This window comes from Actinoplanes sp. URMC 104, assembly GCF_051386375.1.
GTDB lineage: Bacteria > Actinomycetota > Actinomycetes > Mycobacteriales > Micromonosporaceae > Actinoplanes.
The window spans coordinates 2697322-2709013 of record NZ_JBPQTO010000011.1; the positions used below are offsets into that span (position 1 = coordinate 2697322).

General features: G+C 72.4%; 10 protein-coding genes and 3 pseudogenes. 2 read left to right on the plus strand and 11 right to left on the minus strand.

Translation table 11 applies throughout. The features are described 5' to 3' along the window. Nucleotides 1-2 precede the first annotated feature (2 nt). From ACSNN8_RS38395 to recO, 3 genes are read right to left on the minus strand one after another with little or no spacing between them, the layout of a single operon-like run. Entirely contained in the window at nt 3-515 is a 513-nt protein-coding gene (locus ACSNN8_RS38395) for a histidine phosphatase family protein (RefSeq protein WP_436655256.1), read from the minus strand. After that, nucleotides 512-1294, minus strand: coding sequence for an isoprenyl transferase (locus ACSNN8_RS38400; RefSeq protein ID WP_436655258.1), 783 nt, complete (start codon nt 1292-1294; stop codon nt 512-514). Before ACSNN8_RS38400 ends, ACSNN8_RS38395 begins: the two co-directional genes overlap by 4 nt. Next, nucleotides 1291-2067 carry a DNA repair protein RecO gene (recO, locus tag ACSNN8_RS38405; RefSeq protein WP_436655260.1) on the minus strand — a complete coding sequence of 259 codons (777 nt, stop codon included), beginning with the start codon at nt 2065-2067 and terminating at the stop codon, nt 1291-1293. The genes ACSNN8_RS38400 and recO overlap by 4 nt, the downstream gene beginning before the upstream one ends. Nucleotides 2068-2231: 164 nt before the next feature. Between recO and ACSNN8_RS38410 the strand changes: the two genes are divergently transcribed. Both ACSNN8_RS38410 and ACSNN8_RS38415 read left to right on the plus strand, forming a co-directional pair. Further along, a complete protein-coding gene (locus ACSNN8_RS38410; protein WP_436655262.1) occupies nt 2232-3011 on the plus strand; it encodes a DUF4097 family beta strand repeat-containing protein in 780 nt (259 codons plus the stop codon). Between the two features lie 7 nt (nt 3012-3018). Next, nucleotides 3019-3777, plus strand: a complete 759-nt coding sequence (locus ACSNN8_RS38415) for a thioesterase family protein (protein ID WP_436655264.1) — start codon at nt 3019-3021, stop codon at nt 3775-3777. Nucleotides 3778-4583: 806 nt separating this feature from the next. On the opposite strand, the gene ACSNN8_RS38420 is transcribed toward ACSNN8_RS38415, so the two are convergent. The 8 genes and pseudogenes from ACSNN8_RS38420 to ACSNN8_RS38455 form a co-directional block, all read right to left on the minus strand. After that, on the minus strand, nt 4584-5648 hold the full coding sequence (locus ACSNN8_RS38420; protein ID WP_436655266.1) for an acyltransferase family protein: 1065 nt from the start codon (nt 5646-5648) through the stop codon (nt 4584-4586). Nucleotides 5649-5729: 81 nt separating this feature from the next. After that, nucleotides 5730-6614, minus strand: coding sequence for a GTPase Era (era, locus tag ACSNN8_RS38425; RefSeq protein WP_436655595.1), 885 nt, complete (start codon nt 6612-6614; stop codon nt 5730-5732). Between the two features lie 700 nt (nt 6615-7314). Further along, nucleotides 7315-7665: a cytidine deaminase gene (locus ACSNN8_RS38430; protein WP_436655268.1), complete on the minus strand. Its 351-nt coding sequence runs from the start codon at nt 7663-7665 to the stop codon at nt 7315-7317. Continuing rightward, nucleotides 7658-9037: a hemolysin family protein gene (locus ACSNN8_RS38435; RefSeq protein WP_436655270.1), complete on the minus strand. Its 1380-nt coding sequence runs from the start codon at nt 9035-9037 to the stop codon at nt 7658-7660. Before ACSNN8_RS38435 ends, ACSNN8_RS38430 begins: the two co-directional genes overlap by 8 nt. A 2-nt stretch (nt 9038-9039) precedes the next feature. Further along, entirely contained in the window at nt 9040-9507 is a 468-nt protein-coding gene (ybeY, locus tag ACSNN8_RS38440) for an rRNA maturation RNase YbeY (protein ID WP_436655272.1), read from the minus strand. Between the two features lie 22 nt (nt 9508-9529). Further along, nucleotides 9530-9892: pseudogene (locus ACSNN8_RS38445) on the minus strand (PhoH family protein); the annotation flags it as partial. 270 nt (nt 9893-10162) lie between these two features. After that, nucleotides 10163-10975: pseudogene (locus ACSNN8_RS38450) on the minus strand (LAGLIDADG family homing endonuclease); the annotation flags it as partial. Beyond that, a pseudogene (locus tag ACSNN8_RS38455) lies at nt 10964-11677 on the minus strand (PhoH family protein); the annotation flags it as partial. The pseudogenes ACSNN8_RS38455 and ACSNN8_RS38450, both read right to left, overlap by 12 nt. Nucleotides 11678-11692 lie beyond the last annotated feature (15 nt).

Below are 11692 nucleotides of genomic sequence, written 5' to 3' on the forward strand. Positions count from 1 at the left end.
GCTCAGGGCAGGCGCAGCTCGGGCGGGAAGCCCGTCCAGCGCAGCTCGGGCGGCAGGTGCGTGACGTCGTTGAACACCAGCGGAACGACCGGACGCCCGGGAGCCCAGCGCAGCACCGTGAGGCCGGTGTTGCAGGAGTTGAGCCCCCGCCAGCGGGCAGCCGGCGCCTCGAGCGCCGCCCGCACGAACCAGGCGACCTGGAAGCTGTGCGTGATGCACAGCTCGTCGGCGGCCGGGTCGGCGAAGCGGGCCACCATCGCGTCGGCGGCCGCCGGGTCGTCGGTCGGAAGAGCATCGGTCAGCTCGTCGACGGCCTCGACCGGCACCCCCGGCAGGTGCTCGCCCACGATCGAGGCGGTCTCGGCGGCGCGCGCCAGCGGGCTGTGGCTGATGCGGGTGATGCCCACACCGGCCAGCCGCTCACCCAGCAGCGCGGCCTGCCGCCGCCCGGCCCCGGTCAGGCCCGACTCGTCGATCTCCGCCTCGGCGTGCCGCGCCAGCCAGAGCCGGCTCACGTGGGGCTGACCGGGTTGGGGATGGCGCCGCCGAAGCGGCGGTCGCGGCTGGCGTAGAGCTCGCACGCGTACCACAGATGGCGGCGGTCGAAGTCGGGCCAGAGGGTGTCGAGGAAGACCATCTCGGCGTACGCCGACTGCCAGAGCAGGAAGTTGGACGTGCGCTGCTCGCCCGAGGGCCGCAGGAACAGGTCCACCGCCGGCACCTCGGGGTGGTAGAGGTATTTCGCGATCGTCTTCTCGTTGACCTTGTCGGCGCTGAGCTTGCCGGCCGCCACGTCGCGCGCGATCGCGGCCGCGGCGTCGGCGATCTCGGCCTGGCCGCCGTAGTTGACGCAGAACTGCAGGGTCAGCGTGCTGTTGCCGCGCGACATCTCCTCGGCGGTCTCGAGCTCGGAGATCACGCTTTTCCACAGCCGGCCCCGGCGGCCCGACCAGACCACGCGCACGCCCAGGTCGACCAGCTGGTCGCGGCGGCGCCGGATGACGTCGCGGTTGAACCCCATGAGGAAGCGCACCTCCTCGGGCGAGCGCTTCCAGTTCTCGGTGGAGAAGGCGTACGCCGAAAGGTAGGGGATGCCGAGCTCGATGGCGCCCTCGATCGTGTCGAACAGCGAGAACTCGCCCTGCTCGTGCCCCTTGGTGCGGGACAGGCCACGCTCCTTGGCCCACCGGCCGTTGCCGTCCATGACCAGCGCCACGTGCCGCGGGAGCGCCGCCTTGGGCAGCTCGGGCGGGGTGGCGCCGGACAGGTGCGGGGTGGGCGGGCGTGGCGTCATGGGTTCTCCCGTCGATCGACCAGCGGCAGCGAGCGCATCGCCCGCTCCATGTGCCATTGCAGGTGGGCGGCGACCAGGCCGCTGCACTCGCGGCGCACCGGCGGCTCGGCCGCGTCGGCCACCGCCCAGTCGCCCATGGTCAGCGCGTTCATCAGGCCGAGCGTCGCCGGGCTGGGGTGCGCCGAGCCGGGCGGACGGCAGTCGGGGCAGACCGCGCCGCCGGCCGGCACCGAGAACGCCGCGTGCTGCCCGGGGGTGCCGCAGACCGCGCAGTCGGCGATCGCGGGCGCCCAACCGGCCACCGCCATGGCGCGCAGCAGGTAGGCGTCGAGCACCAGGGTGCCCGCGTGCTCCCCCACGGCCAGCGCCTTGAGCGCGCCGAGCGTGAGCTGGAACAGGCGCAGCGACGGCTCACGCTCGACCGGGGTGAGCCGCTCGGCGGTCTCGGCGATCGCGCTGGCCGCCGTGTAGCGCGGGTAGTCGCCGAGGAACTGCTTGCCGTAGAGCGCGACGGCCTCGACCTGGCTCACCGAGTGCAGGCTGCTGCCCACGCCCTCGGGCGAGCCTGCCAGCTGCAGGTCGATGTGGCCGAACGGCTCGAGCCGGGCGCCGAAGCGCGAGGTGGTGCGGCGCACGCCGCGGGCGACCGCGCGCAGCCGGCCGTGGCGGCGGGTGAGCAGCGTGATGATGCGGTCGCTCTCGCCGAGTTTCTGCACACGCAGCACCACCGCGTCGTCGCGGTAGAGGTGGCGGCGGTATCCGGCGGCGGGCACCTGAACATCATGCCTCCTGGGTACGCCCGTCCGACCACCCCACCCGCCACCCGAGACCAGACTGAAGGCTGACCCACCCTGACCCGGATCTCAGGGTCATCTCCGGGGCCGGTCAGTGACAGGACCGATGGCGCCCCCGCCCGCCCCGGTCATAGCGTCTTCCCATGACCACCACAGTCACCCGGCGCGCCGCAGCTCTCGTCCTCATCGCCGCGACGGCGACCACCCTGACGGGGTGCGCCGGGGTGCTCGGTGCCAGCATGACCTACGACGACACCGAGAAGGCGAAGATCACCGACATCCGGCTCGACGGCGACAGCGGCGACGTGCGCATCCGTACGGCGAACGTGACCGAGACGAGCATCAAGCGGGTCATCCGGCGCAGCACCGACCCGGAGGCGTCGTACCGGGTCGAGGGCAGCACGCTCGTCATCGACACCTCCTGCGGCCGCACCTGCCAGGTGTCGTACGAGATCGTCGCCCCCGCCGGCGTCAAGGTCGGCGGCGAGCTCCGCTCCGGCGACATCGCGCTCGAAGGCGTCGGCGACACCGACCTCAAGCTCACCTCGGGCGACGTCATCGTCACCGACGCGACCGGCTCGGTCAAGCTCAGGGGCACCTCGGGCGACGTGCGAGTGGTCCGCGCGAAGGCCGTCGACGTGCAGTCCACCTCCGGCGACATCAGCGCGATCGACGTGGCCGGCCCGGCCCGCCTCAAGGTGACCTCGGGCGACATCAACGCCGAGCTCGCCACGGCCGCCTCGGTGACCGCCCAGACCACCAGCGGCGACGTGCGGGTGCAGGTGCCCGAGGGACGCTACAAGATCACCACGCACACCGGCTCGGGCGACGCCGCGGTGCAGGGCATCACCAACGACCCCGCCGCCAAGAACGAGCTCGACCTGCGCACCGGCAGCGGCGACGCGATCGTCACCGCGGCATGATCGGGGCATGAGCTTCTATCTGCCGCTCGGCGACGACCAGTTCCGCCCCACCCGCTCCACCGAGAGCCCGTGGGACGGCGAGATGCAGCACGGCGGCCCGCCCGCCGCGCTGCTCGGCCGGCTGCTGACGGTCGACGGGCTGCGGCTGGCCCGCATCTCGGTGGACTTCCTCGGCCCCATCCCGCGCCGCGACTTCCGCGTCGAGGTGTCCCCGCTCAAGCCCGGCCGGCTCACCACGCTCAACGAGGCCCGCATGGTCGTCGACGGCCGGGTCGCCGTGAGCGCGCGCGGATGGCACCTCGCACCCGGGCCCAAGCCCCCCGTGAGCACCCCCGCCGCCCAGGCGGAGCCGCTGCCCGCCGGCGACGGCGAGAGCTTCCCCGGCCTGGCGGACTGGGGCTACGGCCGGGCGGTCGAGTGGCGTACGACCAAGGGTTCGCTCGGCGGCACGGACGGCGAGACCCACGTCTGGACGCGGGTGCGGATGCCGCTGGTCGACGGCGAGCCGATCAGCGGCCAGGACCGCGCGCTGATCGTGGCCGACTCCGCGAACGGCCTGTCGGCGGTGCTCCCGATGCGGGAGTGGCTCTCGATCCCGCCCACGATGACCACCACGCTGCTGCGCCCCGCCGCCGGCGAGTGGGTGCACCTGGCGTGCCGCACCCAGCTCAGCGACGACGGCCTGGGGTTGGCGTCCGGGGAGCTGTTCGACCTCGACGGGGCGATCGGGCAGGTCGCGCAGCCGCTGCTCGTGCGGGCCCGCTGACCTGGGTCGCCCTCCGCACCGACCGAGCCGGGCGACGCCTGCGGTGCGCCCCGGGGTGTATGAGCCTCGGTTCACCCGCCGGATGGCGACGATCAGCGGCCGCCCGCCGAAGCCGCGCTGCCGCGCCGAATTCTCGCGGATGGCGGCGACCTCGCCCCCGCACAGCCCGCCCGCACAGCCCGCCCGCACAGCCCGCCCGCACAGCCCGCCCGCACAGCCCGCCCGCACAGCCCGCCCGCACAGCCCGCCCGCACAGCCCGCCCTCCCTGGGGGACCCCCGCCTCGGCCATTATGGCGACGTCAGCGGATCTTGGGGTCGCTGGCTGTGGACAAGCCACCGCTGTGGTCGGGTCGGGCCTGTGGACGGGTCGGGCCTGTGGACGGGTCGGGCCTGTGGACGAGTCGGGCCTGTGGACGAGTCGGGCCTGTGGACGGGTCGGGCCTGTGGACGACCCACGCCCGTGAATAAGCAGTGCCTGGCGACGACCCACGCTCGTGATCAAGCCGCGCCTGGCGACGACCCACGCCCGTGATCAAGCCGCGCCTGGCGACGACCCACGCTCGGGATGAGCCACGCTCGGGATGAGCCACGCCTGTGGATGAGTCGGGCCCTTGGACGATCCACGCCCGTGGACAAGCCGCGCCTGAAGACGAGCCACGCCTGAAGACGAGCCGCGCCCGGAGACGAGCCACGCCTGAAGACGAGCAGCGCCAGAGACGAGCCACGCCCGGAGACAAGCCACGCCCGGAGACGAGCCACGCCCGTAGGCGAGCCGAGCCCGTAGGCAAGCCGCGCTCGTGGGCGATCAGCCGCGCCGGGCGCCGGCCTTCGGCGCGCCCACCCCGCCAACGCCCGCCGGCGCCGGCGACACCGGAGCGAGCCGCCGCACCCGCCCCGGAACGAGCACCGGACGCCGCCCGGCGGAGAGGTCCTCGACCCAGCCGACGGCGAGCACGACGACCCCCAGCAGCACGGACACGACGGCCAGCCGCCACGTGATGCCGACCCAGCCGTGCACCGGCAGCCCTGTCACTTCGGCCAGCCGCACCACGGCGATGATCAGCGGCACGTGCCACAGGTAGATGGTCAACGCCCGCGCGTTGAGCACGGTCAGCGCGCGGCGCGGCGCCACCGGGGGGTCGAAGCCGAGCACCACGAGGATGAACGCCGCCGACCAGAGCGCGTTGGCCAGGGGGATGTCGTTGAGGTCGAGCCCGCGCGGCCCGGGATGGGTGAGGGCCCACGCCGCGCCGGCCGCGGCCAGCACACCGACGATCCACCAGCGGTAGCGGGCGAGCGCACCGTCGGAGGAGCGGCGCAGCAGCCCGTCGTGGTGGGCGAAGCCGATGAGCCAGGCGCCCCCGTAGAGCGCCAGGTCCCGCACGATCATCGGCGGCGTCGCACCGGTGAGGGTCAGCGCGGTCAGGCCGGCGTACGGGATCGCCACGGTTGTGAGCGGGAACCGGCGGAAGACCGGCAGCAGTACGGGCGAGAGCAGCACGAACCAGAGGAAGTCCCGCAGGTACCACATCGCGGCCAGGCCCTGCAGCCAGAAGCCGGTGGCGGGCGGGTCCACGATCGGGAACGCCCAGAGCAGCACCCGCCAGTCCCACGCCATGCCGCCGAGAACCATGACGGGTACGGCCACAGCGACCAGCACCCACAGCGAAGGCAGCAGCCGGTGCAGGCGGCGCTCCACGGCGAGCGGCCCCGATCGGTCGAGCGAGGCCGCCATCATCGAGCCGGCCAGCGCGAACATCACCGACATGGCGGGGAAGAGAATCGTGAGCGCCGCCCAGCCGGTCGAGTGATAGACCACCACCCGGACGGTTGCGGCTGCGCGCAGCAGATCCAGGTACCGGTTACGCATTCCTCGTTAGTACCGAAGCACTACGAAATTGCGCAAATCGGCGTGAATTATCCCATAATACAGCGCAATGGATACAAAAGATCAAAAACCGAGTTTCCGGAGCTGACGCGGATCCCGCTGCCATTCTTTCGCCACCCGCACATGAAGATCGAGATAAACGCGGGTGCCCAGCAATTGTTCGATCTCCGCGCGCGCCCGGCTGCCGACTTCCTTGAGACGTACGCCCCGGGAACCGATCACGATGGACTTCTGGCTGTCGCGTTCCACGTACAGATCCGCGTAGATCTTCGTGACGCCGCCCTCGACCATCATCTCCTCCACGAGCACCGCGATCGAGTGCGGCAGCTCGTCGCGGACGCCCTCGAGCGCCGACTCCCGGATCAGTTCCGCGATCAGCACCTGCTCGGGCTCGTCGGTCAGCACGTCGTCCGGATAGAGCTGCGGCGACTCCGGCAGGTGCCGCACCAGCACGTCGACCAGCGTCTGCACCTGGTGCCCGGAGACCGCGCTGACCGGCACGATGTCGGCGAACTCGTGCAGCTCGCTGACCGCGATCAGGTGCCGGGCCAGCGTCCCCGGGTCCACCAGGTCGACCTTGGTCACCACGGCGATCACCGTGGCCTTGAGCTCGGCCAGCTCCGAGGAGATGAACCGGTCGCCGCGCCCCACCGGCTCGTCGGCCGGGAAGCAGACGCCGATCACGTCGACCTCGCTCCACACCTCGCGCACCAGGTCGTTGAGCCGCTCGCCGAGCAGCGTCCGCGGCCGGTGCAGACCGGGCGTGTCCACCAGCACGAGTTGCGCGTTGTCCCGGTGGACGATGCCGCGAATGACGTGCCGCGTGGTCTGCGGCTTGTTCGACGTGATCGCGATCTTCTGCCCGATGATCGCATTTGTCAGCGTGCTCTTGCCCGCATTCGGCCGCCCCACGAAACACGCGAACCCCGCGCGATAAACATCGTCCAGCGCGACCCGGGACGCCTCACGGTGCCGATATTGCTTTTCCGACGTACGGGACCCCGCCGCGCCGCCGGACTGCGGTCGTTCGTCGCCGGTTGCCTGCGCGCCGGCGGAGCGAGCACGCGGCTTGCGACCTGGCTCGCCGGCCGAGGGCCTGCCCGCACCCGCACGACGCTCACCAGAGGGAGCGCCTTCCCCGCGACGCCCACCCGAGGCACCCTCTGCACGACGCCCGCCAGCGGCGCTGTCAGCGCGACGCCCACCCGAGGTGCCCTCTGCGCGACGCCCACCGGCAGCGCCCTCCGCGCCACGCCCACCGGCAGCGCCCTCCGCGCGACGCCCACCCGAGGCGCCCTCCGCGCGCCGGGCTGCTCGCCGCTCCTGCCGCCGCAGCTCGTTCCGCTCCCCCGCGGTCAGCCGCCGCCCTTCAGCCGAGGCCGCAGCCGTCGGGCCGTCGCCCCTACCCGCGCCTGTTCCCTCACGCCTCCCCACCGCCCCGGCTTGCTGCCCTCGCCGCGAGCCGGAAGCCGAGCCGGCCCTGCCCCCTTGCCGCGCAGCGGAGGAGGTGGAAGAGGGCGCGGAGGTCGAGGATCGGGTGGAGTCCGACGTGGAGTCCGACGAGCGAGCGGAGGACGGCGCGGAGGGCGGGGCGGAGTTGCGGTCGTCGGTCATGCCGGGCCGGTCCCGAGGAGGTCGTTTCGGTACGTCATGCCGTGACCGTGCCGCAGATCGAGCCGGTCGGGTCGGCCACGTGGATCGGGGCGGCCGGGGCCAGGTCGCGCACGGCGGCACGGCCCTCGTTCTCCAGCTCGGCCGTCTCGGTGACGACCGCGGCCGCCTCGAGCAGCTTCGCTCCGGACGCCGCGGCGGAGGCCACGGCGAGCTGCAGGGCGGTCAGCGAGAGGTGCGGCAGCGACACCGTGGCCGCCGCGTACGTGCGGCCGTCCTGGTCGCGTACGGCTGCTCCCTCGGCCGCCCCCACCCGGGCGCGCGCGCTGCGGGCCAGCGTGACCAGCTTGGTGTCCTCGGCGCTGAGCGCGGTGTCGGTCTCAGGCATCGGCGGGCTGTCGCTCCTCGGTCTCGGTGTCGGTGTCCGACGGGGTCTCGGTGTCGTCTTCCTGCGGCTCGGCCGGCTCCACCCGGCGCACCAGCACCGAGTCGATGCGGTTGCGCCGGCCGGTGGTGCCCTCGGCGACCAGGTGCAGGCCGCCCACGTCGACCTCGGCGCCCGGGATCGGCACGCGGCCCAGCGTCTGCGCGAGCAGGCCGCCGACCGTCTCCACCTCGTCGGCGGGCAGCTCGACCCCGAACTGCTCGCCCAGGTCCTCGATCGGCAGCCGGGCCGTCACCCGTACGGAACCGTCCTCGAGGTGCTCGACCGGGGGCCGCTCCACGTCGTACTCGTCGGTGATCTCGCCGACGATCTCCTCGAGGATGTCCTCGATGGTGACCAGGCCGGCCGTGCCGCCGTACTCGTCCACCACGATCACCAGGTGGGAGCGGGCCGCCTGCATCTCGGACAGCAGGTCGTCGACCGGCTTGGACTCGGGCACGAACGTCGCCGGGCGCATCAGGTCGGCCACCGCCTGCGCGGCCGACGCCGGGTCGCCGTTCTGGGTGCGGCGGATGACGTCCTTGAGGTAGAGCACGCCCAGCACGTCGTCGACGCTCTCGCCGATCACCGGGATGCGCGAGAAGCCCGACCGCAGGAACAGGTAGAGCGCCTGCTGCAGGGTCTTGGAGGCCTCTATCCACACCATCTCGGTGCGCGGCACCATCACCTCGCGGGCGATCGTGTCACCCAGCGCGAACACCGAGTGGATCATTTCGCGCTCGCCGTGCTCGACCACGCCGCGCTGCTCCGCCAGGTCGACGAGCTCGCGCAGCTCGACCTGGCTGCCGAACGGCCCCTCGGGGAAGCCCCGGCCCGGCGTGACCGCGTTGCCGATGAGGATCAGCAGCTTCGCGAGCGGGTTGAGCACCCGGCCGAGCCAGCGCACCAGCGGGGCGGCGGCGCGGCCCACGGCGTACGCGTGCTGGCGCCCCACCGTCCGCGGCGCGACGCCGACCACGACGAAGCTCACCACGGTCATCGTGCCCGCGGTGACCAGCGCGGCCGTCCAGCCGATGCCCCAGCTGTCGACCGCGACGAGCGCGACGAGCGTGGTGGCCGTCAGCTCGCAGAGCAGCCGCAGCAGCAGCAACAGGTTGAGGTAGCGCACCACGTCGGAGGCGACCACCGACAGCGCCGAGGCGCCGCGCTCGCCCTCGCGCGCCATCTCGGCGGCGCGGGCGGAGGACACGGTCGCCAGCGCCGCGTCGGTCATCGAGGCCAGGCCGGCGAGGAACACCAGCAGCACCGCGAAGACGATCAGTTGGACGTCGGGCAGGCCCGCCGAGGCCGACTGCGCCGCTGAGAGGGGGCCCACGGTTAGCCGGCCCGCCCGGCCCGCCAGCTCTGGAGCAGCCGGTTCTGCAGGGCGAACATCTCGCGCTCCTCCTCCGGCTCGGCGTGGTCGTAGCCCAGCAGGTGCAGCGCCCCGTGCACGGTCAGCAGGTGCAGCTCGTCGGCGGCGGAGTGCCCGGCGGCCACGGCCTGTTTCGCGGCCACCTCGGGGGCGAGCACGATGTCGCCGAGCAGCGCCGGCTCGCCCGTGCCCGCCTCGCCGGGACCGTGGTCGACGCTGCCCTCGTCCATCGGGAACGCGAGCACGTCGGTGGGGCCGTCGCCGCCCATCCAGCGGTGGTTCAGCTCGGCCATGTAGTCGATGTCGACGAGCAGGATCGACAGCTCGGCGAGGGGGTTGACCCCCATTTCGTCGAGGGCGTGCCGGGCCACCGCGAGGATCGCGTCGGTGTCGACCTCGACTCCCGACTCGTTGGCGATCTCGATGGACATAGTGGTGCGATTACCCCTTGATTCAGCGCCTACGCCCGTTGCGTCCGCCGTCGGCGGCACGACCGGGCACGGCTCGGACGGATTGGCTGGCGCGCTCCTGCTCGTCGTCGTACCGCGCGTAGGCGTCGACGATCTCGGCGACCAGCCGGTGGCGGACGACGTCGGAGCTCGACAGCTCGGCGAAGTGCACGTCCTCGACATTCTGCAGGATCTCGCGAACGATCTTGAGACCGCTGGTGGTGCCGCCCGGCAGGTCGACCTGCGTCACGTCACCGGTCACCACGATCTTGGCCCCGAACCCGAGCCGCGTCAGGAACATCTTCATCTGCTCGGGCGTCGTGTTCTGCGCCTCGTCGAGGATGATGAACGCGTCGTTGAGCGTGTTGTGGGTGACGATCAGGTCGTCGGTCACGTAGAGCGAGTCGGCCGCGCCCACCTGGATGCACACGGTCTCGGTCTCACCGGCCGGCTCGATCTCGTGGATGAACCGCATCGGGCGACCGCCGCCGGCCAGGTCGTAGGTCTCGCTCTTGCGGCCCAGCCGGAACGGCGCCAGCGTCTCCGGCAGGCGGATGTCGAGCACGAACGCGTCGTGCCGGTACTCCACCGCACGCCCGCGGGCGTTGCCGGGCTTGCGGCCCAGTGCCGGGCGGCGCCGCCAGTACGCCACGCCGCCGAGCGAACGGACCAGGAAGACCACGTCGTCGCGCAGCCGCTCGGAGCAGGTCGTGTACTGGATGCGGCAGGTGCGCCCGCCCTGGGTGACCGGTCCGCCGTCGCTGTCGAGCAGGCCCTGCAGGACCGCCAGGCGTACGGCGGCGCTGTTCATCAGGTAGCTCTGCGGGACGAACTTGGTGTTCGACCTCGTGCCCGCCAGGCCCAGCGTGCGGAGCACAGCGGTGACCGGGTTGGCGACGATGACGCCGCCGCGGTGGCCGTGCACGTGGCGCAGCACGTAGTCGACCTCGTTCTTGCGGACGAGCTCGATGTCCGGAAGCGCCGCCTCGAGGGCCTCCGCCAGCTCGGGGTCGGCCGTGGTGAACGACGGCGTGGTGCTGGTCGTGAGGCAGCCGTCGCCGAGGAGCAGACCCAGGGCGTACGGGTCGAGCGGCACGTCCTGCGGGACGAACTCCACCGGCTCGACCAGCGGAAGCTCGTACCGGTGCACGTGCCCGCGGCGCAGCTTGCCGATCATGTCCTGGGTCTGCAGCACCCGCGCGGGACGGCCGTGGCTGCGGTCGTCGACGGTGCGGACGGTCCACAGGTGCTCGCCGCAGGCCAGCGTGGAGGCGCCGTCCTGGGTCGTCACCCGGTAGACCGGCTTGCGGCCCTGCGGATACACGCCGAGCACGGGGGTCGGCAGACCGTCCGACCCCACGACCAGGTCACCGACGCGCAGGTCACCGATCTGCCGCCAGCCGTCGGGGGTCAGAACGCCGGCCGTCAGGGGCTGAGCGCGACCGCGCATGTAGGCCAGGGGCGCGACCTCGATCGTGCCGGCGGCCATCAGGCGGGGGATCGACTCGGGGTCGAGCATGTCGTGCAGCGCGTCGTAGAGCGGCCGCAGGTAGGGGTCGATCTTCTCGTTGAGCGTGCCGGGCAGGAAGCCCAGCCGCTCGCCGGCCTCGACCGCGGGGCGGGTGAGGATGATCCGGCTGATCTGCTTGGCGGTGAGCGCCTGCACGGCCTTGGCCATCGCCAGGTAGGTCTTGCCGGTGCCGGCGGGGCCGATGCCGAACACGATCGTGTTCTCGTCGATGGCGTCGACGTAGCGCTTCTGGCCCAGCGTCTTGGGGCGGATCGTGCGCCCGCGGCGGGAGAGGATGTTGAGGGTGAGGACCTCGGCGGGGCGCTCGGCGGTGGCGTCCTCGAGCATGGCTGCGGTGCGGCGCACCGAGTCGACGCTGAGCGTCTCGCCCCGCTCGATGAGCTCGATCAGCTCGGCGAAGAGGCGCTCGGCGGTGGCGTTGTCGGCCGGCTCACCGGTGATGGTGATCTCGTTGCCGCGCACGTGCACGTCGCTGGCGAGGGTTCGCTCGATGAGCCGCAGGATTTCGTCCTTGGCACCCAGCAGGTTGACCATGATCTTCGGGTCGGTGACCGAGATCTTGGTCTGCACCCGCGCCGCGCCGCTGGAGCCCGCGCTGGAAGGGTTCGGCGTACCGGTCATAGGGCGGCCGTGAGG

What these genes read in the sequence shown, in the direction of transcription:
- ACSNN8_RS38400 (WP_436655258.1), bottom strand. Translation starts at nt 1,294, where the DNA reads ATGACGCCACGCCCGCCCACCCCGCACCTGTCCGGCGCCACCCCGCCC.
- ACSNN8_RS38415 (WP_436655264.1), top strand. Translation starts at nt 3,019, where the DNA reads ATGAGCTTCTATCTGCCGCTCGGCGACGACCAGTTCCGCCCCACCCGC.
- ACSNN8_RS38420 (WP_436655266.1), bottom strand. Translation starts at nt 5,648, where the DNA reads ATGCGTAACCGGTACCTGGATCTGCTGCGCGCAGCCGCAACCGTCCGG.
- ACSNN8_RS38430 (WP_436655268.1), bottom strand. Translation starts at nt 7,665, where the DNA reads ATGCCTGAGACCGACACCGCGCTCAGCGCCGAGGACACCAAGCTGGTC.
- ybeY (WP_436655272.1), bottom strand. Translation starts at nt 9,507, where the DNA reads ATGTCCATCGAGATCGCCAACGAGTCGGGAGTCGAGGTCGACACCGAC.
- ACSNN8_RS38410 (WP_436655262.1), top strand. Translation starts at nt 2,232, where the DNA reads ATGACCACCACAGTCACCCGGCGCGCCGCAGCTCTCGTCCTCATCGCC.